Annotated in this window: 21 protein-coding genes; 12 read left to right on the top strand and 9 right to left on the bottom strand. The window is 48.4% G+C overall.

Annotated features, from left to right (window positions below; genetic code table 11):
• Positions 1–20: 20 nt before the first annotated feature.
• The 4 genes from ACFQRK_RS18465 to ACFQRK_RS18450 all read right to left on the bottom strand — a co-directional run bounded on the left by ACFQRK_RS18465 (position 21) and on the right by ACFQRK_RS18450 (position 7158).
• Positions 21–1427: an SGNH/GDSL hydrolase family protein gene (locus ACFQRK_RS18465; RefSeq protein ID WP_379009371.1), complete on the bottom strand. Its 1407-nt coding sequence runs from the start codon at positions 1425–1427 to the stop codon at positions 21–23.
• 226 nt (positions 1428–1653) lie between these two features.
• Positions 1654–3273 carry a DUF6377 domain-containing protein gene (locus ACFQRK_RS18460; RefSeq protein ID WP_379009370.1) on the bottom strand — a complete coding sequence of 540 codons (1620 nt, stop codon included), beginning with the start codon at positions 3271–3273 and terminating at the stop codon, positions 1654–1656.
• 295 nt (positions 3274–3568) lie between these two features.
• Entirely contained in the window at positions 3569–4357 is a 789-nt protein-coding gene (locus ACFQRK_RS18455; RefSeq protein ID WP_379009367.1) for a GLPGLI family protein, read from the bottom strand.
• Positions 4358–4362: 5 nt separating this feature from the next.
• On the bottom strand, positions 4363–7158 hold the full coding sequence (locus ACFQRK_RS18450) for an outer membrane beta-barrel protein (protein WP_379009366.1): 2796 nt from the start codon (positions 7156–7158) through the stop codon (positions 4363–4365).
• Positions 7159–7556: 398 nt separating this feature from the next.
• On the opposite strand from ACFQRK_RS18450, the gene ACFQRK_RS18445 reads away from it, so the two are divergent.
• From ACFQRK_RS18445 to ACFQRK_RS18420, 6 genes are all read left to right on the top strand, one after another.
• On the top strand, positions 7557–8924 hold the full coding sequence (locus ACFQRK_RS18445) for a dipeptidase (protein WP_379009364.1): 1368 nt from the start codon (positions 7557–7559) through the stop codon (positions 8922–8924).
• 16 nt (positions 8925–8940) lie between these two features.
• The gene (locus ACFQRK_RS18440) at positions 8941–9684 is read left to right on the top strand and encodes a lysophospholipid acyltransferase family protein (RefSeq protein WP_379009363.1); all 744 of its coding nucleotides are present in this window, start codon (positions 8941–8943) and stop codon (positions 9682–9684) included.
• A gap of 39 nt (positions 9685–9723) precedes the next feature.
• On the top strand, positions 9724–10479 hold the full coding sequence (locus ACFQRK_RS18435) for an ABC transporter ATP-binding protein (protein ID WP_379009361.1): 756 nt from the start codon (positions 9724–9726) through the stop codon (positions 10477–10479).
• 218 nt (positions 10480–10697) lie between these two features.
• Positions 10698–10919 (top strand): DUF2795 domain-containing protein, encoded by a 222-nt coding sequence (locus ACFQRK_RS18430; protein WP_002996718.1) that lies wholly within the window; start codon positions 10698–10700, stop codon positions 10917–10919.
• A gap of 80 nt (positions 10920–10999) precedes the next feature.
• Entirely contained in the window at positions 11000–11569 is a 570-nt protein-coding gene (locus tag ACFQRK_RS18425) for a Crp/Fnr family transcriptional regulator (protein ID WP_379009355.1), read from the top strand.
• A gap of 76 nt (positions 11570–11645) precedes the next feature.
• Positions 11646–12107, top strand: a complete 462-nt coding sequence (locus ACFQRK_RS18420; protein WP_379009353.1) for a hypothetical protein — start codon at positions 11646–11648, stop codon at positions 12105–12107.
• Positions 12108–12136: 29 nt separating this feature from the next.
• Here ACFQRK_RS18420 and ACFQRK_RS18415 read toward each other — a convergent pair whose 3' ends face one another.
• Both ACFQRK_RS18415 and ACFQRK_RS18410 read right to left on the bottom strand, forming a co-directional pair.
• Positions 12137–12943, bottom strand: coding sequence for a ThiF family adenylyltransferase (locus ACFQRK_RS18415; protein WP_379009350.1), 807 nt, complete (start codon positions 12941–12943; stop codon positions 12137–12139).
• On the bottom strand, positions 12944–13612 hold the full coding sequence (locus ACFQRK_RS18410) for a TatD family hydrolase (RefSeq protein WP_379009348.1): 669 nt from the start codon (positions 13610–13612) through the stop codon (positions 12944–12946).
• A 261-nt stretch (positions 13613–13873) separates the two neighbouring features.
• Between ACFQRK_RS18410 and trpD the strand changes: the two genes are divergently transcribed.
• From trpD to trpA, 4 genes are read left to right on the top strand one after another with little or no spacing between them, the layout of a single operon-like run.
• Positions 13874–14866 (top strand): anthranilate phosphoribosyltransferase, encoded by a 993-nt coding sequence (gene trpD / locus ACFQRK_RS18405; RefSeq protein WP_379009346.1) that lies wholly within the window; start codon positions 13874–13876, stop codon positions 14864–14866.
• Positions 14867–14870: 4 nt separating this feature from the next.
• Positions 14871–15506 carry a phosphoribosylanthranilate isomerase gene (locus tag ACFQRK_RS18400; RefSeq protein WP_379009344.1) on the top strand — a complete coding sequence of 212 codons (636 nt, stop codon included), beginning with the start codon at positions 14871–14873 and terminating at the stop codon, positions 15504–15506.
• A complete protein-coding gene (gene trpB, locus ACFQRK_RS18395) occupies positions 15499–16683 on the top strand; it encodes a tryptophan synthase subunit beta (RefSeq protein ID WP_379009342.1) in 1185 nt (394 codons plus the stop codon). The genes ACFQRK_RS18400 and trpB overlap by 8 nt, the downstream gene beginning before the upstream one ends.
• Positions 16684–16685: 2 nt before the next feature.
• Entirely contained in the window at positions 16686–17459 is a 774-nt protein-coding gene (trpA, locus tag ACFQRK_RS18390; protein ID WP_379009340.1) for a tryptophan synthase subunit alpha, read from the top strand.
• 9 nt (positions 17460–17468) lie between these two features.
• Here the strand turns inward: trpA and ACFQRK_RS18385 are convergent, their stop codons facing one another.
• Positions 17469–17918, bottom strand: coding sequence for a PepSY-like domain-containing protein (locus ACFQRK_RS18385; protein WP_379009338.1), 450 nt, complete (start codon positions 17916–17918; stop codon positions 17469–17471).
• A 52-nt stretch (positions 17919–17970) separates the two neighbouring features.
• On the opposite strand from ACFQRK_RS18385, the gene ACFQRK_RS18380 reads away from it, so the two are divergent.
• Together ACFQRK_RS18380 and ACFQRK_RS18375 are read left to right on the top strand one after the other, a co-directional pair.
• Positions 17971–18492 (top strand): hypothetical protein, encoded by a 522-nt coding sequence (locus ACFQRK_RS18380; protein ID WP_379009335.1) that lies wholly within the window; start codon positions 17971–17973, stop codon positions 18490–18492.
• 118 nt (positions 18493–18610) lie between these two features.
• A complete protein-coding gene (locus ACFQRK_RS18375) occupies positions 18611–21466 on the top strand; it encodes a TonB-dependent receptor (RefSeq protein WP_379009333.1) in 2856 nt (951 codons plus the stop codon).
• A 15-nt stretch (positions 21467–21481) separates the two neighbouring features.
• Here the strand turns inward: ACFQRK_RS18375 and ACFQRK_RS18370 are convergent, their stop codons facing one another.
• Positions 21482–22039, bottom strand: coding sequence for a Maf family protein (locus ACFQRK_RS18370; protein ID WP_379009332.1), 558 nt, complete (start codon positions 22037–22039; stop codon positions 21482–21484).
• 28 nt (positions 22040–22067) lie between these two features.
• Positions 22068–22586, bottom strand: coding sequence for a KdsC family phosphatase (locus ACFQRK_RS18365; RefSeq protein WP_379009331.1), 519 nt, complete (start codon positions 22584–22586; stop codon positions 22068–22070).
• Between the last annotated feature and the right edge of the window lie 167 nt (positions 22587–22753).

Raw genomic sequence — 22753 nt, 5'->3', positions numbered from 1 at the left:
ATTTAACTTTTTTTACTCTATTATTGAACGGCTACAAGCGTGATTTTTCTCGTCTTAGGCGCACCGGCCTCCCGAATGGCCGTTACCAATTGATCCATTTGATCCTGCCAAGCCTGCCGGATTTCGGACAACATGGCCTTTGCGTACAGATCTCGCTTTGCTCTCAACCAGCCGTCGGTTGGTACATGCTCATCCATAACACGGATAGCTTGCCGATTATTGGCATTCAGCAATCCCCTGGGCTGGAAAAAATTGTACTGTACCCAGGCGTAATCCCTGAATCTACGTTCGATCTCCCATCGCTCTTCGTTTAAATACATGACGCCCAGTGCTTGCTGGTATTGCGGTGTATGCGTCAATGCCGCCAGGTTTATGCCCTGGGCGAAATCTTCCGCAGACCATACACCGATTTCCTCTTCATCGATAAGCAGCTTATGGTGCCCTTTCAATCCTTTCACGACCAAGCGCTCCTGATTCATTTCCTCCATGAAGGGAATGGCCCGCAGTGCGTCGTATTGACTTTTTTTACTGCCCCACCCCCTGGGAACGGTATCCAATGGGTAAGGCAATGAATTTGCCTTGTAGGCAAAGGAAATACCCTTTTCCGTTTTTTTGACGTCCGACAAACGGCAGTTAACTGCCGAGACCACCTTCCGGTTGGCGGCATCAATGGACATTTCAGCAACCTTGTTTCCCGCAAACCCCTGTGCTTTCAGAAACAGGTAAGCCATCACCATATGTCCGTCATTGTCGGGATGGATACGGTCGTTGCCGCAGAGGGTAAACGTCGAATCCTCCTGTTGAATCCGTTCGTTGATGCGTGTCATCGGCTGATTCAGGTCAAAAAATTCCCACTGGTTCGATTGGGCCGATGCCCTCTGGAAATCCACGATGCGGAGCATTGCGGCGTTTTTTCCCCTAAAGGGTGTATTGCCTTCAATCACAGCCGCTTCGTCATAAGGCGAACTCCCCATCAACACGATCCGGGTACCGGCAAGTTGCTTGTACCGTTTTTCCATTTCCTGGTATGCGTCGTAGGACTCCTTCACCTTTTCGTCTGCAAACTTATCGGGCTCGGTACCGTTGTACTCAAAATAACCGGAGTCATTCATGCCGAATGTGGTGATAAGCACTGTCGGGTGTTTACTGAAAACATCTCCGTCCAGGCGTTTGACCATTTCCACGACCCGATCCCCACCGATACCGGCATTTAATACCGACAGATTCATTTCCGGGAACCGCGTCATGTAATAGAGCCATATAAACGAATGGTAATGCCCGCCGTCTGTGATGCTGTTCCCTAAAAACACAACCCGGTCATTATTTTTGAATGGGGTGATTTCCTGGGCGCGGACCGTCCTTCCGTGCAAGCACAAAAGTGGTACAAGCAAATACAGCCAAGCGATTAGGAAAAAGCGATTGTTCATAGCGAAGCCTATCGTTTTAAAGTTTATAATCTAACAAGGTTAAGCGTTAGCGAGAATCCAGTTTTACCTGTTTTCTTATTGCGGGCAAATTTATATACCGGGATGCCCTCTTGAATCGACAAGTAGGTGTCTTGGTAACTGATTTTTATTTTATAAATTCATAAAAACTTTTAAATGAATCAGTTATAAATCACGAATAAGCAGCAATTGGTAAATGCACGAGAAGTTATCGGACCGGGAATATGCCGATTTTTTTCACTTTTTCTTCAAAGTGGTCGATGTCGACGGCTGCTTTTCCTTTCACTTTGCTCTTGTAGTTATAGATGGTCTGTATGGAATACCTCAGAAACGTGGCGATTTGATTGACATCTGTTATACCCAATCGGATCAATGCAAATATGCGAAGTTCCGTATTCAGGTGATCCTTCTTAAGCACATACCGCTCGTCTTCCCTGAGTAATGCATTAAATTCTTCCACGAAGTTCGGGTATACTTCCAGAAAGGTGCTATCGAAGTCCGTATACAATTCCTGTGCATCCTTTTCGAGCGTTGCGGTCGACACACTCAGCTTCTGTAATTCATCCAGCTGTCCGGCTTTAATTTTCCGGTTTACGGTTTTCCGGAACTCGTCCAGCTTATCGAGGTATACCGCACATTGGTTGATGTAATAGCCGATATATCGTTCGCGTATCAGGTTGGCTTCATCCAGCCGCTGGTTAGCGGATATCAATTGCCCATTCATTGTATTCAAATTCCGCCTTGCTCTCGATACGGTCTTTATCTGTTTGTAAAGGAAGTATAGCGTAATGACTAAGACCACCAGAAAAACACTGATTGCCAGCGCATATGACCTCAGGTTTCGTCGTTGCTGTTCGATCTTGGTGAGGTACAAGGCTTCAATTTTAGGCTGTGTGCGTGCAATTACCGCATTCCTGAAACGCGAGTTATAAAAATTTGCGTCATCAAGGGCTGCCTGGATATAGTTGTAGGCCCGATTTACGTCTCCCTGCTCATATAAATAGATCGCCAAGGTCAATAAGGATTCGTTTTCCTTCACTGCAAGCCTCACATCCGTCAGGGCTGCAAGCAGCAGATATTTTTCCTGCAATGATTGATTTCCGAGTTCTTTGTGAATCATCGACAGCCCCATCGCAGCCATCGCATAGCCGTGGGAATCCACCTGCTCTTTCTTGAATAATTCCGTCTGGATTTCGGCTGAGGCTTCGAAGGCTCCTTCTGCCTTCAACTTGAACGACTTTTCCTTCAGGTATGTATCCGTGCCCTCGCCAAGGAGACGCATTAACGTATCCCTGCACCGCGCAATTTCCTGTATGTGTACCGTTTCGTACTTCGGATGATCGGTATATTTTATCAGGTTTTCATTGTATCGGATGTAACCCCAGCAGTAAAACACCTTCAGATGATGGGGCAACGACCCGTATTCAATGGAATCGAATATTTCGGACGCCTGGGTAAACAGGCCCGATATCGATAAGACGAACGCCAACCTTAGTTTGCTCTCATCCATCAATTCCCGGTTGTTCAGGCTATTTGCCAACTGGATATTCCGGTCGATGTAACCCAATGCGGAATCGCATATGAACGACTGATATTCGGCTATCAGCGTATTATTCAACTGAAAGCGCTTTTCCGGAGAATGTTCTCGCTTCAGCAAGCGCTTGATTCCTTCAATTTTTTGTTCCTTTTCCGAGGTATAAATCGCGCGTTTTTCAATCGTTTTATCCAACATCCGGAGTAACGAATCTATTTCGGTTCCCCGGCTACCTGAAAAGGAAAATGTGCAGGACCCCAATATGGAAAGTATGATGAATAAAAGTCTCTTCATTTTCTATAGCAATTGGCTGGCAAGTTGTCGTGACGTGCAAAGCTAAAGAAATATACGTAAAAAAAAGACCGTGGACGGATTGGCAGGGATACGTGTGGATCACGTTGAATAGGCATCGCAGCTGCAACGCTCCGCGCCGCTAGGCTGCTTATGCATATCCAACGTTAGACGGGGGTACTAACCGCTGCTAGTGTTTTGGTCTGCTGCTCGCAAACTGGGATCCGATGCGCTTTGCTTGCGTCTCCAAGGCTTGCTCTGCGGCAGACCAAACACCTACGGAGCATAAGCCCCAGCCCTATAGCATCATTGCCTTAAAAATAGGATGCGCATATTCACCCCAATTTTTCAGGCTGGCCTCCAGTTCAGCGCGCAGTTCGCGGTAGTTGACTGCCTTTCCTTTTTTGGGTGCTTCCAGCTCTTTGGCCGACACGGGGCGGTCGTCCACCGCCGTAGCAAAATAGGTCGTATTCTCATACGGAAGCGCGACACCGAGGATCATACCCGGCAATCCCGTGAAGGATTCCGGCCCTCCGGTTACGGGAATCCGGTCGGTATAAAACGCCACCACGTAAATGGAGTCGAGTACCAAGGCATTCGCTCTACGGCATTCAAAACCGGCTATTTCACGCGTTTCGTTGGTGATGCGCCACTGGATGCGGCGGGTACTGTCCGTTATCAGATAGGTTTGCTCATAAATGCTTTTCTGACCGATACTTTGCCCCGCGAGCAAATCGGTAACGATGGTATTTCCCATGTCTATGGAAGGATCGTCACCAAAAAAACCACCGGATGGGGCTGTCTGGTCATCTAACGGCCAAAAGCGGGTTCGGCCGCCATCAAAAGCCAGGTTATATTTGAACGTCTTAAACTGGGGTTGGGTCCGCTTATATTGTTCAAACGCCTGTTCCATAAAGGAACTCCTATTCTTACCAAACCGGCTTTGGATTTTGGCATACATATTTACCCGTTTCTCAAACGTTACCACACCGCTCTCTACAAAACGCGCATACTGTGCCTGCAGCGATTGGGTAACCAGCATGATGCCTAACAAGCACGCTAACGGAAGGAAAATCTTTATTTTCATGAGTGCTAATTTTGTACGGATACGCCGCCCATCTTGCTGAAATCCCACGTCAGCGAGAACATCAAATAGCGGGTAATCGTGGTGTAACTATTTTGTGTAAACATATTGTTATTGGCATACCGGCTGAAACCCCTGTTCTGATTAAAAAGGTCGTTCACGCCGACGGAAAAACGGAGTGTTTCATCTTTCAGGAATTTCTTGCTGACAGATGCATCTACAATAAATTGCTCAAAAACGTAATCAAATGATTCTGTGGGAGCGGTGTATGTATACCTACCTTGCGACGTGATTTCGAATTTCAAAGGCAGGTAAATGTTAAAGGAATAATGACCGTTCAACCCCCACCCGCTGTTGTCGCCCCGTTGTTGCAGCGATGCCTTGCTGTACGTATAAGTAGGACCGAAATTGAGATAGAAATTATACTTTTTCTGGACATACTGCCGGATGTTGGCATCGACCGAATACGTTGAATTCTGCGTCCGGTTCAATTCGCTGTTCGTTAGGTTGTAATAGGTATTGCCGTTTGCATTCAATCCGCCGCCGACATCGAGATTCAATTTTTTGATCTTTTTACTGAAGCCTGAATAAAAATAATAGTTTACGGGTGATTTGTCGCTCAAGTTGGCGTATTGGAACGTGCTCCTCCCGACAGAGTCAGTCGTCACGTTACTGACAATGGGGTTGTTGGTGTTGGAGAGACTACCGGAGAAATAAAGATATTGATTACCAATCACCTTAAATGAATTGTAACTCAGGTTAATCCGATTGGTAAACGAAGGTTTCAGGTCCGGGTTACCCAAAACGATATTCAGGGGGTCGTCATTTACCCGCACCGGTTGTATCTGGTTGATTGTGGGCTGGGTATTGTTTCCGTTGTAAGAGAAACGAAACGATTTCTGCTGCGAAAACCGGTATTGATAGGTCAACTGCGGGTTGTGATTAGTGAAATTCCGCTCAAATCGGTTGTCCGAATACCGGTCGATCTGATCGAACTGTACACGGCTCACCCGTGTGCCGACGTTGAGTGTGGATTTCCCCTTCGTGAAATTCAAGATTGCACCCAATTGATTGGAAAGCTGATTTAACTTAAAATCGTTACTATAAACAGAATCCAAATCTGTATAATTCCCCTCACCGGCCTGATTGAACGACTGCCTCAACGACGTTCCGTTATTTGCCGAAAGCCGATAATTCACGACCATCGAAAGTGTTTTGGTAAACGGCTCTGAATAGGTTACGTTTGAATTGAACACAGAGCTTTTGCTATCGTTCACTTTCATCTGGTCCACCAACGAGGTGCTGTCAACTACGCCGCCTGCATAAAACGAGTTTTCTGCATAGAGAAATCCATCGGCGCGGCTCTGATTGATGGTCTCATTGACTTCCCACGACAACGTCCGGCCTTGTTTGCGCAACTTCTTGGTCCAAAGCGCCGTCAGGTACGCATCTTGCCCTTTGGTATCGTTGGTCGTACGGCGCGCCGACTCATTAAGCATTCCGCCATCGCCATCCGTACCCGTCGACCGGTTAAATTCTGCCGTTTCTCCGTTCTTTAAGGTACCACTTACGGTCACTTTCAATGTCGACGTTGTGTCAAACTGGGTTTCAAAGATCGCCCCGCCCCGCTGCCGGAATATCCGCCTATCAAAAGTCTGGTCGGACACGGTATTGATACGCCCATTGGGTAGGTTATTTTCATTGATGGTGTTGCTGGAACCCTTTACGCTGAGCTCGCCGATTTTATAGTTACCGTTTATAGACTGCTTGCCTTCGTTCCATTTATTGCTATAGTAGGCGCCGCCATTAAGTGCCGACGGAATACCCCGCCCATCGTAGCGACCGCCCCACGATTCAATATCATCCTGACCTCCGGTTGACGAGATCATAATACCCCCACCGTCCATCATCGTCACTGAGCCGGAAGGCGAATAGCGGTCTGCATCCTGCCAGCTTAATCCGGTGCGGCCCGTATTACCGACGGTGCCAAAGACCGAAAACCGCTGTTTGTTATTGAATCGGTTGTACATGGCTTGTCCCTGATACATGTCATTGGTGCCTGCACCGGCATCTACCTTACCGAAATATCCTTTTTTCTGGTCTTCTTTCAGCTTGAGATTGATCGTTTTTGAGCGCTCGCCATCGTCTACACCCGTAAATTCGGCCTGATCGCTGCGTTTGTCATACAGCTGTACCTTATCGATCATATCACCCCGAAGATTACGCGTGACCAACGTGGGATCGTCTCCGAAAAACTCCTCTCCATCCACAAGCACCTTATTTACCGTTTGTCCCTGAGCGGTGATTTTTCCGTCCTGATCCACCTGAATGCCCGGCAGCTGCTTAAGCAGGTCTTCGACTTTCGAGTTGGGCTCGATGTTGAAACTCGCTGCATCGTATTCCGTCGTATCGCCCCGGATGGTAATGGCCTGTCGCCGGTTTACCAGCACTTCTTCTAATAATTTCGATCGCAGTACCAAGCCCAGGTTACCGAAATCCAGCACGGTAGATGAACTATCTAAGGTAAAACGCTGCACGTAATCGGCGTATTCAGGAAAGGTGGCAAACAAGGTATACTCCCCTGTATCCAACCCAGCCATAAGAAAATTACCAGACTCGTCGGTCCGCGTAAACCGGTATAACATGGAGTCTTTCGCATGCACCAGGACCACCGAAGCCTTGGCGAGTTTAATACTGGAAGCGGTATCGATTACCGAGCCTTTAACCGTATACCCCTTTTCCTGGGCCAGAGCGGAAAGCCAGCATGGAAAAACCAGCGCCAGCGCAACGAGCATTTTTTTCATTATCGAGTTTTAAGCTATAATTATTATGGGTAACGCTCCGGCTCCTCTCTTCTGCCAACGCCATGCCATTGCCCGCAACATAACCAATTGCAAATATAGAACTAACTATTTAGTTTAAAAATAATATATTGATACTTAACAATTTTTAACATTTATTTCACATGTATTTAACCAAACTATGAATAGTTCGTAAAATTACGATATCTACGTAAAAAAGCAAATCACATACGGATTTTTCAAAAACCAACTCTATGACGCAAATATGTGCTCTTTGTTGCAAGACTTATGAAACTTGGCCTGGCTCGTGGGTTCGCACCATATTTCCAAAGGCAGGCGAGAGATCGCTGATTTGCCTTTCTTTGGCAAATTAGCTAAGTTTGCGGCAAAGACCTTAGCAAATGAAGACAATCAAAGCATATGTAGAAGCAAACCAACAACGTTTTTTGGACGAGTTATTTGAATTGCTTCGTTTTCCCTCGGTAAGTGCCGATCCTGCCTACAGTGACGATGTACGCCGTACCGCAGCATACGTGGCGCAGAAACTAAGAGATGCCGGTGCAGAAAATGTAGAAATTTGTGCGACTGCCGGACATCCCATCGTGTACGGGGAAAAAATCATTGCCCCGGACAAGCCAACCGTATTGGTATATGGACATTATGACGTGCAACCCCCGGATCCGCTGGACCTATGGGAAACCCCGCCTTTCGAGCCGACTGTGCGCGACGGTAAAATATTTGCCCGTGGCGCATGCGACGACAAGGGACAATTTTACATGCACGTCAAGGCGTTCGAATTAATGCAGGCCACCGATACGCTCGCCTGCAACGTTAAATTCATGATCGAAGGCGAGGAAGAAGTAGGTTCCGACAATCTGGGCATATTCGTGAAAGCCAACAAAGAACGACTAGCTGCCGATGTCGTTCTGATCTCCGACACGGCCATGATCAGCTTGGACACCCCCTCGCTGGAGACGGGTCTGCGGGGGTTATCTTATGTGGAAGTAGAAGTCATAGGCCCCAATCGCGACCTGCACTCGGGCGTATACGGAGGGGCCGTCGCCAATCCGGTCACCGTCCTTGCTCAACTCATCGCCTCGTTGCATGACCAAAATAACCGCATAACGATTCCGGGCTTTTACGACGATGTGGTCGAACTCAGTGAACAGGAACGCGAATCATTGAATGCTGCGCCCTTCAATGAAGCTGAATACAAAGCCGACCTGGGGATCAAAGCCCTCTGGGGCGAAAGCGGCTATACCACGATCGAGCGGACAGGCATCCGCCCTACCCTGGAATTAAATGGCATCTGGGCCGGATACACCGGCAAAGGTGCCAAAACCGTATTGCCCTCTAAAGCGAATGCCAAGATTTCCATGCGTCTGGTACCGAATCAGGATCCGGACAAAATTACGGCGCTTTTCACGAAACACTTCGAAAGCCTGGCACCCGAGTACGTTACGGTAAAAGTTACGCCTCATCACGGCGGTCAGCCCGCGGTTACCCCGACTGACAGCGTGGCTTACCGGGCAGCCGAAAAAGCCATTGAAGAAGCGTTCGGCAAAAAGCCGATTCCAACCCGAGGTGGCGGAAGCATTCCCATCGTTTCGCTTTTTGAAAACGAACTGGGACTAAAAACCGTCCTTATGGGGTTTGGCCTGGACAGCGACAATCTCCATTCGCCCAACGAAAAGTACGACATCGCCAATTACTTGAAAGGAATTGAAACCATTCCGCTGTTCCACAAATATTTTGCGGAGCTGAGCTAGCAAACGGATTGAAACGATGACCCGATTAGTAAGAAAAACACACAGATGCCTGTATTTGGCATCTGTTTTATTTTTCTTTATACTTTTTTATCCGCTCCTGGCCTTTTTTGCGAAAGACCCTGAACGGAACTTCCACCGGATTGCACGATGCCGGCGGATCATCGGGTTTCTGAGTTCAACACTTGTTGGCGTCTTTTACCGATTCAGGTATGAAACACCCATTGATTGGTCAAAACCCTATGTCATCTGTGCCAATCATACGTCGAACCTGGATATTACCGCCATGGTCCTGTTGTGCCCTTCCGATTTCTCATTCATGGGAAAAATCGAACTGCTCAATAACCCCGTCACGGGAATGTTTTTTAAAACCATTGACATACCCCTGAACCGGCAGAGCCGGATTTCCGCCTTCAAAGCCTTTAAACGTGCGGATGATAACCTCCGAGCGGGCCGTAGTATGGTCATCTTTCCGGAAGGACATATCGGAGAGGAATTTCCCCCCCGTTTATATGACTTCAAAAACGGGCCGTTTAAACTCGCTATCGAAACCCAGGTATCCATTATACCCGTCGTCATACACAATGCCTGGAAGATTTTCTGGGATGATGCCAAAACGCTGGGCAGCAGGCCTGGAATCCTCGAAGTAGAAGTGCTAACGCCGATTGTTACCACCGGTCTACAATTGGAACAAGCCGATCAGCTACGCGATGACGTGCATCGTCTGATAAAAAAACATTGGAACAAGACCGGTGGTTTGTAACTTTACCCACTTTGGTACGTCTTACACAAAAAAAGTGCTATGTCGCAACCCCTGATTCAAATTACGGATATTGGACGAAAATATGTGATCGGTGCCGAAACCATTCATGCTTTGAAATCAGTGAGCCTTGAAATCAACAAGGGTGAATTTGTTGCCCTGATGGGGCCATCGGGCTCGGGAAAGTCTACATTGATGAACATACTCGGTTGCTTGGACACACCCACACGGGGTGATTACATTTTAAATGGCATCAACGTAAGCGACATGAGCGACGACGAACTTGCCGAAGTGCGCAACAAAGAGATCGGCTTTGTGTTCCAAACCTTTAACCTGTTGCCTCGGTCGACTTCGCTGGACAATGTAGCTTTGCCACTGATTTACGCGGGGTATAGTAAAAAAAGCCGCGAGGAAATGGCACAAAAGGCACTTGAAAGCGTTGGACTGGGAAATCGTATTGACCACAAGCCGAATGAACTTTCGGGGGGACAACGCCAACGTGTTGCGGTAGCTCGCGCGCTTATCAATAATCCCTCGATCATTTTGGCCGACGAGCCTACCGGCAACCTGGACACCAAAACTTCCATCGAAATTATGGGTTTGCTGGAGGAAATACATTCCCGCGGCAATACCATTATCTTGGTCACACACGAAGAAGATATCGCCCAACATGCCCACCGGATCGTACGTATGCGGGACGGTCTCATTGAAGATGACTACCCCAATAAGGACGTGAAAAGCGTGTCCCCCCGATTGGCCGCACTCCGCGAAAAAGGCACGGACTTTGAAAATATCTGACAAAATCCAAGCGTAAAAACGATGCGTCAAACAGGCTTTATTAGGCGGTTCCGGAATCGCAAAAAAGCCATTTTTTTGTAAAAAATACGACCACCATCAACCATAAGAAACTATCAGTCAACCCCTTAAACCCCGTATAAAAAATATTGACAAAAAATTTAAAAATCATAATAGAAATATTATATTTTTGCGCAAAATTGAACTTAAATTGATAGGTTATGTATTGGACATTAGAGTTAGCCTCACATTTGGAAGATGCACCTTGGCCGGCGACGAAAGACGAGCTTATCGACTACGCAATCCGTTCTGGTGCTCCCGTGGAAGTGATTGAAAACTTACAAGCGTTGGAAGACGATGGTGAGCCCTATGAAAATATAGAAGAGATTTGGCCCGATTATCCCACCAAGGACGACTTCTTTTTCAACGAAGATGAATACTGAAGCTTAACCGCCCCGCACAGAAAAGTCCGGGGCGGTGTTGTTTTCGCATCAGCCTTTCCGGAATACCCCCAACACCTATTATGGAAAACCGCATGCGCCACTTCGCACATGAACGTATTGTTGCACTTTTGAACAGCATACAGCCAATCAGCGCGGGGTTATCCGAAAGTATCAGGCTACACAGTAAGGTCATTACCACGGAAAAGAAAGTGCAACTCCTGCATATTGGTGAAACCTGCAGATGGATTTACTTTATCCTCCAGGGCGGTGTACGCACGTATTATATCGACAAGGAAGGAAACGACATCACTTCTTGGTTGCTCCTGGAAAGCGAATTAGCTATATCGGTATACAGTTTTTTCAGCCAGCGCCCCAGCTTTGAGGCCATTGAAACGTTAGAACGATGTACGCTGCTCGCACTCTCCCATGAAAAACTCGCGCTACTATATCGCCAACATCCCGAGTTCAATTTCATCGCGCGCCACCTCACCGAGCAATATTACATCCGCAGCGAGGCTAAGGCCAATGCCTTGCGCATGTTGAGTGCCAAAGAACGTTACCTGGATCTACTCCAAAACCGTCCGCAATTGCTGACCCGCGTACCCCTTGGCTACATTGCATCTTACCTGGGCATCATCAATCCACCTTAAGCAGAATCGGGGCAAGTATTTGATTTTTTGACATTTGTCAAAGGATTCATACATAAGGCCGCATACCTTTGAGTAAATGGATACAAAAGCAGAAAGCTTACGGTTTTTCATAAAGAAAGAGGCCTCCGTGTTTCAGTTTTTCTTACTGATCTTATTTCCTTTTCTAATTGTCAGCGGCGACAAACTGAGCCTTCCTTTATCAGTCGTACTGTACATTTATTTTATTCAAGCCATAGGCGATTTTCAAAATCCACCACAGCATTTTTTATGGGAATACGTGTTAGCGGAGGTGGTCAGTATCATCGCCATACTGGGCTTTTTCTTTCTCTTCATCTACTTGTTTACCAAGCCCAAAACGAAAATAGGTGATCGCTTTGCCATCGGATCCGTCCTCGCGCTTTATCTGCCATTCGTATGGACCGTTGTAAGCGCCATACAACATCCAAAAACCATGGCTTTTGTGCTTGACGCAATTTTCTTATTACTATCCATTATTACCCTGTATGGGTTGGCATCACGGGTGAAAGACCACGCCTGATCACCCGGGCGTTATCCGATACGCCGATGTCATCCTGCCACGCGAGGAAGAGAAACCGCATTCTTTTTCAACCGTTTCTTCTGTATACGCTTGGGACGGTCTACCAACTCCACCGGGATATCCAATAAATCGCGTATGACCACCGAGGCACAGACCCCACCAAAGGCAGCGGGTAAATAGGAAATGGTACCATACGCCGAGCGCTTGAAATTATTGCCGTCGGTCATGACCAGCGAATCCCGCCTCACCTCTTCAATGGAAAACACGGCTTTCACCGTACTTGCATTGGCGAGTTTTTTCAGTCGCTTGCGTACATACTGCGCAAATACACACTGATACGTTTCGGGCAGCCAGGCAACCCGTATCAGGGTCGGATCAAGCTTACCTCCCGCTCCCATCGAACTTACAATGGGCATTCCGGCATTCAACGCGGCCGAAAGCAAGGTTACCTTCGGTGTGATGCTATCGATGCAGTCCATGACGTAGTCGTAGCGCTTACTAAGAATTTCACGGCATTTCTGCGGCGTGAGAAACTCCTCTACGACATGCAGCTTCAAATCGGGGTTGATGGCGAGCAGACGCTCCTTCATAATACGCGCTTTGCTTTCGCCGTGGTTGGTAGCTAAGGCAGGCAGTTGGCGATTGCGGTTGCTGGGATCGACAACATCGCCGTCAACAATGGTCATCTCTCCCACTCCTGCCCGGCAGATGAACTCCGCAGCAAATGACCCTACCCCACCAAGTCCGACTACCAATACATGTTTTTGTTGAAGTAGCTTGATCCCTTCGTCACCTACCAGCAATGCCGACCGCGACAGCCAATTGATATCTGCCATTTAAATCAGTTGAATCGTTTTCCAGCTCGCAAAAATAGTATCTTTCAACACTTCCTGTGTGACATTGCGTAAAAAAGCTGCCTGTTCATAAACGGTGCGGATATCGACGATTGCATCGTCGGTTTCCAGAAAGAAAGGGCAATCTATTTTCCGTAAGGTCGCCGCCGCCCCGCTTGCCTCATTCAATATCGCCGCCCCGAAAGAAAGGAAAAAACCCTGGTTAGTCAGCTGCTTTGCCTGCTCCGGCGATTTATTAAATCCGTGTATGACCATCGGGATGCTATGAGCGTAGCGCTTACCAAACGACGCCAATTCATCGAAAGCCCTGACACAGTGGATAAGAACCGGTTTCCCACACGTTAACGCCAATTGAACCTGTTGTTCGAAGACCGCCCGCTGCAACGGCATAGCCGGACCCCGCAACTTATCAAATCCACATTCACCGATAAGTTTCACAACGTCGTCATCGGCATGTTGCGCAAGTAACCGGAACTGCATATCCTTGTTCGCCTCCGTCAAAAACCAAGGATGCAACCCCATCGATAATCCGCCATCGGAAGGCGGCATCTCAACATCCATACCCGCAGTGTCAATGTGTACATTGTAAATCGATCGGACATCCGGATCCGCTTCCTCGCGATGGGTATGGATATCTAAGAAGGAATGCATACGCGCAAATCTCCTATTTCTATTCTGTAAATTGAAGCCTACCGGTTACAACCACTAATTTAAATACACAAGCCCTTGCATCTTTCAAAACAAAAGTGCATATTTGCGACGAGCAAATGAATTTTCAAACAGAACATATTACTTGGTGGTGGCATAGCCGTTGATGCTGTGGCAACCTCCTACTGTAAGTAATAGTTACTGAAATGTATAGCGGCTTGCCCATTTACCGGCAGGCTTTTTTTATGGCATTTTTCGGAGGTAATGAAACGAATATTAGCACATTTATTTGAATTTAAAACGTTCACGAAAAGTGAAGCATACGAGATCTTGACTCACATTGCTTCGGGAAAGTACAATAATTCGCAGATTGCGGCATTTATGACGGCTTATGGGATGCGGAGCATCCGCGTAGAAGAATTAGAAGGGTTTCGGGATGCAATGTATGACCTCTGCCTACAGCTTGATTTTCCCGGCTATAAGTTAATCGACCTATGCGGCACCGGAGGTGATGGCAAAAACACCTTCAACATTTCCACGCTGGCTTCCTTCATCGTGGCCGGAGCAGGCTATCACGTCGCTAAACATGGTAATTACGGGGTTTCGTCCGGATGTGGATCATCCAACGTGATGGAGTACTTGGGGTATCGATTCACGAATGATAAAGACCTCATCAGCCGTCAACTCGAACATGCAAACATCTGCTTTCTGCACGCGCCGCTGTTTCATCCGGCCATGAAAACCGTAGCGCCCATCCGCAGGGAATTAGGGATAAAGACGTTCTTTAACATGATTGGTCCGTTGGTCAACCCCACCAATCCGAAATACCAATCCGTCGGTGTGTTCAGCCTTGAACTGGCCCGTCTTTACGGCTATTTATACCAACAGACGGATAAACAATATACGATTCTACATGCGTTGGACGGTTATGATGAGGTGTCGTTGACGGGCGATTTCAAAACCATCAGTAACCGGGGCGAAAGCTTCTACAGCATTGATCAGCTGGGTTTCTCTCCGCTGTCTCCCGAGAGCATACACGGTGGTGATACCATCGAAGAGGCCGCAGGAATATTTATTTCCGTAATCCAGGGGAACGGCACTATGGAACAGAACAACGTGGTTCTTGCCAATGCGGCCATCGCCATACAAACCATCCATCCGGAAAAAAGCTTCGGTGATTGCTATTACGAAGCGGAGGCTTCGCTACTCGGCAAGAAAGCACTGGGAAGTTTCAAAAAACTAGTGGAATGCGTGTAATTTCATGAAACCAAAAATAAAAATATGCGGCTTGCGGGATCCCGAAAACATACGGGATGTATTGGCCTTGCAACCGGATTACATTGGCTTTATCTTTTACCCGGCCTCCAAACGCTTCGTAGGATCGTTAGATTCCGGCTGGGTAGCCCGGTTAACCGGAGCAGATAAGACCGGTGTGTTTGTCGATGCCGACGAGCAGCAGGTGACATCCCTGACAAAGGGCTATGGCTTTCAGGCTGTGCAATTGCATGGAAACGAAGATCCGGCATATTGCGCGAGATTACGGACAACGGGCGTCACCGTCATCAAAGCCTTCGGCATTGATGAGCAATTTGACTGGGCACGGCTGCGCGGGTATGAGGACGCTGTGGATTATTTTTTATTTGACACCCGCAGCAAACAGCATGGTGGCACCGGCGTGCGTTTCGACTGGAGACTGTTAGCGGGCTATACTTCGGATAAGCCTTTTTTCCTAAGCGGTGGCCTTGATGCTGAAAATATCCACGAAGCATTGAAAATAGGCGACAATCGCCTGCATGCACTGGATCTCAACTCGAAGTTCGAAACTGTACCCGGCATCAAAGACATTAAACTATTAAAACAAACATTACGGACCATCAAGACCATCAACGATGAGTAAATACCATGTAAATGAAAGGGGCTACTATGGCGATTTCGGTGGCGCATATATCCCTGAAATGCTTTATCCCAACGTAGAGGAATTGCGCCAGCAATACCTGGAAATCATCCAGAGCGAAGGGTTCATCCAGGAGTTCGACCAATTGCTCACCGATTATGTCGGACGTCCTTCTCCACTCTATCCGGCCAAGCGGCTTTCGGAACGTTACGGCGCCACTATTTTTCTGAAACGGGAAGATCTTAACCACACGGGCGCACATAAAATAAATAATACCATTGGACAAATCCTGCTGGCTGAGCGACTGGGTAAACGGCGCATTATCGCCGAAACCGGGGCGGGTCAGCATGGCGTTGCCACCGCGACGGTATGTGCGCTGAAGGGACTTCAGTGCGTGGTTTACATGGGAGCCGTTGATATTGAGCGGCAAGCCCCGAACGTAGCGCGCATGAAGATGATGGGAGCCGAAGTAATTGCGGCCGAGTCAGGCAGCAAAACGCTTAAAGATGCCACCAACGAGGCACTTCGCGATTGGATAAACAATCCGGTGGACACGCACTACATCATCGGATCGGTGGTAGGCCCCCACCCCTATCCGGACATGGTTGCCCGGTTCCAATCGGTTATTTCTGCCGAAACCAGAAAGCAACTACTGGAAAAAACGGGTAGGGAAACACCCGATTATGTCCTGGCTTGCGTGGGCGGTGGCAGTAATGCGGCCGGCATGTTCTATCACTTTTTGGATGAACCGTCGGTGAAATTAATTGCAGTGGAAGCTGCTGGGAAAGGGGTGCATTCGGGGGAGTCTGCAGCTACGACCATTTTGGGACGGGAAGGGGTACTGCATGGCAGTCGTTCTATTCTGATGCAGACCGACGACGGACAGGTGGTGGAACCGTATTCCATCTCCGCCGGATTGGACTACCCCGGCATCGGCCCTCAGCATGCTTGGCTGTATAAATCAGGGCGTGCTACGTATGCCAATGCCACCGACGCCGAAGCCATGCAGGCAGGCCTTATGCTTACCCGGCTCGAAGGCATTATCCCTGCTATCGAAAGTGCCCACGCGTTGGCGCAATTGGAAAAAATGACCTTCAAGGGCGATGAAAATATCGTGATTTGTCTTTCCGGCAGGGGCGATAAAGACTTGGACAATTACATGAAGTATTTTGGCTTTTAGCGATGAATAGAATCAATGAATTATTCGCCAACAAAGGCGACAAACGCATACTATCCATTTATTACACAGCAGGCTACCCAACGATAGCTAGCACCCTGGAAATCGCAGAAACGTTGGAAAAATCGGGTGCAGATTTTCTCGAAATCGGGTTTCCTTATTCCGATCCCGTGGCGGATGGTCCTGTTATCCAGCACAGTTCTGAAGTTGCGCTGCGAAACGGCATGACTTTACCCGTGCTCTTTGAACAGCTTACTGAATTACGCAAGCACATCAGCGTTCCTGTACTGCTGATGGGATATGTCAATCCGGTACTGCAATACGGTGTGGAAAAATTCTGCCAATCGTGCCGCGCTGTCGGAATAGATGGGGCCATTATCCCGGACCTGCCGATGTATGAATATGAAGAACGTTATCACGACGTATTCAAAGCGAATGGCGTAAGCAACATTTTTCTGGTTACACCGCAGACATCGGAAGAACGCATCCGAAAAATCGACGAGTTGTCCACCAGCTTTATTTACCTGTTGTCATCGTCGGCCACAACCGGGAAAAACCTTTCGGTGTCTGAAGATACCGCTGCGTATTTTTCACGCATACGGAACATGAAGCTGAAAAACCCCGTTGTCGTCGGCTTTGGCATTTCCAATCGGGATACCTTCATGCGTGCCACGGACTACGCGGATGGTGCCATTGTGGGAAGTGCCTTCGTTCGGCTGCTGAACGATCCCAACTACCAGGAACAGATTCCTGCGTTCATTCGTCAATTGAGGGAATAAGGATGGACACTAGTCCATCCGTTCTTTCAAGATTTTTCCTGCCGGATCAAAATGCACTTTTAAATCGCCGGAACGGCTTTCCAGATCAACGGCATATACGACTTTTCCGCCTTCGGTGATCTTCTTCACTTCATCGACCCGATATCCGGCAAATTCGGCCTTGATCTGCTTTTTGACGTCTTCGGGCAGCGAGGAAGAAGACAGCTCCTCTTCATGTTTCAATACTTTTCCGTCGGGACTGATAAACGCTTTTTGATCCCGTCCCACCAAACCAACGTTAAATTCAACCTCAAAGGTCCCGTCGTTACGACGCTCCCACTCGGCCTGCCGCGCTTTCGGAAATTGCTGCTGGAATGCATTCAATACGACAGCAGGAACTCCCCGCGGGGCGTTCTGCGCCATCGCTGAAAAGCTTGTCAATAACAACACAACCGTAAATCCGATCACTAACTTTTTCATGGCTATTTAATTAAATGTACGATACAAAATAACGAGCTAAAACGGGAAAAACTTGGGAAATGAGGCTGCTCCTTGGAATCTTGGCAGGTTTCCGTACCTTTGTACCATCGTGGCAAAAATATTCGTCATATTACTTACGTTTATTTACACACTCTCGGCAACGGGGGCAAGCGTACATTTGCATTATTGCTGCGGAGAGATCCAAAAGCTGGCAATGCGGCAAGCGCCCGAAAAACCTGCCCATTCAGATTGCTCGTTTTGCGTAACGGAGCACAAACAGGAGAAAGACAACCCTACCTGCTGTACCGACGATCGCGACGATGGTTGCACGAACAATCTGGCAAAAAGCGGGCATTGCCAGGACGTAAAGGTAGAAGCCAAGAAAACCACCGAGGAGCATCTCCCCACTGCCGACAAAAAATCAACAAAGATTTATCCGCTGGAGTTATTAGTCTTCACGCTGGCTTATATGGCTGACCTACCATTGGATACCCCCGTGATCCAAACGTCAGATGCCGGTCCGCCAAACGTTGCCGTCCCATTATTCATACAGCACTGTACCTACCGCATTTGATTACTGATTGTTGATTTCCCCCCATCGGGCCAAGTCTAAGCTGCTTCGGCCGTTGGGACACGGGTGCAATTGCACCGGATCTGTTTGACATTCCTATCAGTAAACAAATTAACACAACATGACTTATCTCTTTAAAGCGCACCTTATATTATTTTTGCTCCTCCCCGCGTCGCTATTAACCACGGCACAGGAACAGCATGATATTACCTTTGCTGTGGCGGGCAACTGCGATATGTGCAAAGCCCGTATTGAAAAAACCGCGAAAAATACAGGCGCCGCGACCGCCACATGGGATGCCGCGACTCAGCAGCTCCGACTGACATTCAACCCGCAAACCACCAGCGCAACGGCGTTAAAAAAAAGCATCGCTGCGGCGGGCCACGACGTGGATGAATTGCATGCAAATGACGACGCGTACAACGCGTTGCCCGCATGCTGCCAGTACACCCGCATGGAACAAGGCAATGGAGACACCCCGGCTGCGACGAACGAAGGCACCATCTCCTTCGAAGTTGCGGGCGTATGCGGCATGTGCAAGTCCCGGATAGAAAAGGCTGCCAAAGCAGACGGCCTGGAAAGCGCATCTTGGGATTCGGGTACGCAGTCGCTTACCCTTTCGTTTGATCCGATATTCGACGTGGAGGCCGCCAAGGCACGTATCCTTGCGGCGGGACATGACGTCGAAGGGCGTACGGCGGATGCCGACGCATACAAAAAGCTACCCGTATGCTGCCACTATCGAGACGAGTCGAATGTGCACAAAGTCACCGGGCACGATCACGACAATCACGTGATAACGGGCGTCGTAATGCAGGAAAATAACCGTGGAGAGCTCACTCCCGTCGAATCGGCCAATGTACATTGGGTAGAAGACCCCGCCACACATGCCCAGACCGACGCCTCCGGGGTATTCAAGATCGATCATCCGGAATCCTTCAAGCTGCTCGTTATTTCCTATGCGGGCCACCAAGCCGATACACTGACAATCACCGACCCCCGTGAAGTCGTCGTGGTCACGGCCAAAGACCAGGTACTGGCCGAAGTAACGGTATCGGCAAGACGGCGTTCCAATTACATTTCGGCACTCAGTCCAACGCGGCTGGAGGTATTGACCGGCCAGGAATTATTCAAGGCTGCTTGCTGCGACCTCAGCGAAAGTTTTGAAACCAATGCATCTGTAGACGTGGTAAGCAGCGACGCAGTGACCGGCAGTAAACAGATCCAGATGCTCGGTCTAAGTGGCATTTACACACAATTAACCGTCGAAAACCTGCCTGGTCCGCGGGGATTGGCCACACCTTTGGGACTTAACAGCATATCCGGAACGTGGATTGAGTCCATCCAGATTGGCAAAGGCATCGGCTCGGTAGTAAACGGCTTCGAAAACATCGCTGGACAGATCAACGTAGAATTAAAAAAACCCGAAACGTCCGAACGGCTATTTTTCAACGCCTATACCAATAACATGGGAAGATCGGACGTCAATCTCAATCTATCCCACCGGTTTAATGAGCGGTGGACGGGCGGCTTGCTTCTGCATGACAACTTCATGTATAACAAAAACATGAATTTCAGTAAAAATGGTTTCCGTGACATTCCGGTTGGCAACCTCTTTTCGGGTGTCAGCCGATGGAAGTATGAAGATGGAAATGGTTTTATGCTTCAGTTTGGCGTTAAGTTCCTTAGTGATGACCGTACGGGCGGACAGGTTGACTTCAACCCTGCAACGGATAAGCTGACTGAAAACCGGTATGGATTGGGATTCGATATCGAGCGCTATGAGGCATTTGCCAAAATCGGTTATGTATTTCCACAGCAAACCCATCGCAGCATTGGGTTACAGCTCTCCGGAACTTCGTACAACCAACGTTCTTATTTCGGCATACGTACGTATGACGCTAAACAGCAGAATGGGTATGCCAACTTGATTTATCAAGACCTGATCGGTACAGTCGTACACAAATATCGTGCGGGCCTGAGTATGCAATATGACCGCTATAACGAACAATATATCAAGCAACAGTTTGCTCGCACTGAGTTCGTTCCGGGCGGCTTTTTCGAATACACATATGGCCCGTCCGATAAATTCGACGTGGTGTTGGGCATCCGGGGCGACTATAACAACCTGTACGGTTGGTTTGCCACGCCGCGTGCGCACGTGCGTTACCAGCCGATTGCCGGTACGACTTTTCGCATCAGCAGTGGCCGTGGACAGCGTACGGCCAACATCTTTGCGGAAAATACGGCCGCATTAGCCAGTTCACGGGTGGTACGTATCGTAACCGCGGATCAGCATGAAAACGCATATGGTTTGAAGCCTGAAATCGCCTGGAATACCGGAATCAGCTTTGATCAGTCGTTTCGGTTATTCCACAGGGAAGCCTCCTTCAGCGCTGAATTTTTCAGAAACCATTTTATCAACCAGGTCGTGATCGACTATGAAAACCCACGCGAGCTGACCTTTTATAATCTCGACGGCCGATCGTATTCCAATAGCTTGCAAGCCGAATTGCGCCTGATGCCTTTACCGCATCTAGAAGCACGGATGGCCTATCGTTTTTTTGATGTAAAAACTACCTATGGCAATACGCTGTTGCAACGACCTTTGGTTGCACGTCACCGAGGTTTCCTCAACCTGGGATACGCAACCCATAGCGGCGGCTGGCATTTTGACTATACCCTTAACATTACCGGCCAGAAACGGCTGCCTTCGACGGCGGCTAATCCGGCAGCCTACCAAATGCCGGACTTTTCGCGCTCATATGTTACCATGAATGCCCAGATCAGCAAAACCATCGGCAAGGCCCGACCCATTGACCTCTACGTCGGCGGCGAAAATCTTACCGATTTTTTTCAACAGAATCCGATTGTGGCAGCCGACCAGCCCTTTAGCGAATATTTCGATTCCTCGTTGCTTTGGGGACCAATAACAGGTAGGATGTTCTATGCCGGGATTCGGTTTGGGATTAAGTGAGGGGTTGTTCTTTTTTCAAAAGCGTGCACGTAGCACCTCGTTAAGTTTCGCCGTAGGTAGCCCCACCACGTTGGTGTAGGAACCAACTATTTTTTCAATGGCCACGATACCTATCCACTCTTGGATGCCATAAGCGCCTGCCTTATCAAAGGGCTTGTAATGTTGGATATAATAATCGATCTCACTGGCCGATAAAACCCTGAAATGCACTTCCGTGGTTTCGTGAAATATCTCAATTTGCCCGCCCTGCAGTAACGCTATTGCCGTGATCACTTCATGCTGCCTACCGGACAAGCGGGTCAGCATTTCACGCGCGTGCGACTCATCTTTCGGCTTGCCGAGTATTTGGCCGTCTATGGTTACGACTGTATCGGCAGTGATTACCAATGCATCGACAAACTCGCCCATAAAAACACGGGCTTTCTTCTCGGCAATGTGACGTACTGCCGCTGTCGGGTTCAGTTCCTCTGGAAAGGATTCGTCAACCTCACGAGCGACCACGGTAAACGGAATGCCCATTAACGAGAGTAATTCTTTCCGTCTGGGCGATTGGGAAGCGAGAATTATACGCATTGTCTATCGATTACCTCACAGGTTTTTTTCAAATACTCGGAACTTCGGGGTCCTCACGCCAGGTTCCCTGTAGTTTCATTACTTTTTCAATCACGTCGCGCACCGCCCCCTGTCCACCTTTGCAACCGGACACGTAGAACGCGACCGCTTTAATCTCCTCCACCGCGTCCGCGGGGCAAGTGGGTAGGCCTACTATTTTCAGATTAGCCAAATCGGGAATATCGTCACCCATGTATAGCGTATCCGCGGCGGTTAACTCGCGGTCGGATAGCCATTTATGAAACACTGCACTTTTGTCACTAACTGCCAGAAATACATCCGTGATGCCTAACCCTTCCATTCTCTTTTTAACCCCAACGGACCGCCCGCCGGTTATGACTGCCATGGGGTACCCCTTTTTTACGGCCAGTTGCATCGCATAGCCATCTTTGATATTGAATGATCGCAGCTGATCGCCCTGTTCCGTAACCAATATATTCCCGTCGGAAAGCACACCATCCACATCAAAGACAAAGGCTTTTACCCGTTTAAATTTATCAAAAAACATGCTTACGTATTTATATCAGCCAAACATAGTAAAAATCTCCATTTTGGAAGCGCCAACGGCGGCGATTATTGGGGGACAGCCTGTTCAATAAATCGGTCTCAGTATACGTTTTCCCCGACACACTTGTGCCCCCGAATGGCGTGTTTCTGGTTTGGCACGGGCTTTGA

Source organism: Parapedobacter sp. GCM10030251, from assembly GCF_042666505.1.
Taxonomy (GTDB): Bacteria; Bacteroidota; Bacteroidia; order Sphingobacteriales; family Sphingobacteriaceae; genus Parapedobacter.
Note: the sequence above shows the minus strand (reverse complement) of the source record. Positions and strands in the feature narration are given on the sequence as shown.

Coding starts and splice junctions, on each gene's coding strand:
- ACFQRK_RS18445 (WP_379009364.1), top strand. CDS start 7,557: ATGAAGACAATCAAAGCATATGTAGAAGCAAACCAACAACGTTTTTTG.
- ACFQRK_RS18430 (WP_002996718.1), top strand. CDS start 10,698: ATGTATTGGACATTAGAGTTAGCCTCACATTTGGAAGATGCACCTTGG.
- ACFQRK_RS18410 (WP_379009348.1), bottom strand. CDS start 13,612: ATGCATTCCTTCTTAGATATCCATACCCATCGCGAGGAAGCGGATCCG.
- ACFQRK_RS18420 (WP_379009353.1), top strand. CDS start 11,646: ATGGATACAAAAGCAGAAAGCTTACGGTTTTTCATAAAGAAAGAGGCC.
- ACFQRK_RS18460 (WP_379009370.1), bottom strand. CDS start 3,273: ATGAAGAGACTTTTATTCATCATACTTTCCATATTGGGGTCCTGCACA.
- ACFQRK_RS18415 (WP_379009350.1), bottom strand. CDS start 12,943: ATGGCAGATATCAATTGGCTGTCGCGGTCGGCATTGCTGGTAGGTGAC.
- ACFQRK_RS18425 (WP_379009355.1), top strand. CDS start 11,000: ATGGAAAACCGCATGCGCCACTTCGCACATGAACGTATTGTTGCACTT.
- trpB (WP_379009342.1), top strand. CDS start 15,499: ATGAGTAAATACCATGTAAATGAAAGGGGCTACTATGGCGATTTCGGT.
- ACFQRK_RS18370 (WP_379009332.1), bottom strand. CDS start 22,039: ATGCGTATAATTCTCGCTTCCCAATCGCCCAGACGGAAAGAATTACTC.
- ACFQRK_RS18455 (WP_379009367.1), bottom strand. CDS start 4,357: ATGAAAATAAAGATTTTCCTTCCGTTAGCGTGCTTGTTAGGCATCATG.
- ACFQRK_RS18400 (WP_379009344.1), top strand. CDS start 14,871: ATGAAACCAAAAATAAAAATATGCGGCTTGCGGGATCCCGAAAACATA.
- ACFQRK_RS18465 (WP_379009371.1), bottom strand. CDS start 1,427: ATGAACAATCGCTTTTTCCTAATCGCTTGGCTGTATTTGCTTGTACCA.
- ACFQRK_RS18435 (WP_379009361.1), top strand. CDS start 9,724: ATGTCGCAACCCCTGATTCAAATTACGGATATTGGACGAAAATATGTG.
- trpA (WP_379009340.1), top strand. CDS start 16,686: ATGAATAGAATCAATGAATTATTCGCCAACAAAGGCGACAAACGCATA.
- ACFQRK_RS18450 (WP_379009366.1), bottom strand. CDS start 7,158: ATGAAAAAAATGCTCGTTGCGCTGGCGCTGGTTTTTCCATGCTGGCTT.
- ACFQRK_RS18375 (WP_379009333.1), top strand. CDS start 18,611: ATGACTTATCTCTTTAAAGCGCACCTTATATTATTTTTGCTCCTCCCC.
- trpD (WP_379009346.1), top strand. CDS start 13,874: ATGAAACGAATATTAGCACATTTATTTGAATTTAAAACGTTCACGAAA.
- ACFQRK_RS18385 (WP_379009338.1), bottom strand. CDS start 17,918: ATGAAAAAGTTAGTGATCGGATTTACGGTTGTGTTGTTATTGACAAGC.
- ACFQRK_RS18365 (WP_379009331.1), bottom strand. CDS start 22,586: ATGTTTTTTGATAAATTTAAACGGGTAAAAGCCTTTGTCTTTGATGTG.
- ACFQRK_RS18440 (WP_379009363.1), top strand. CDS start 8,941: ATGACCCGATTAGTAAGAAAAACACACAGATGCCTGTATTTGGCATCT.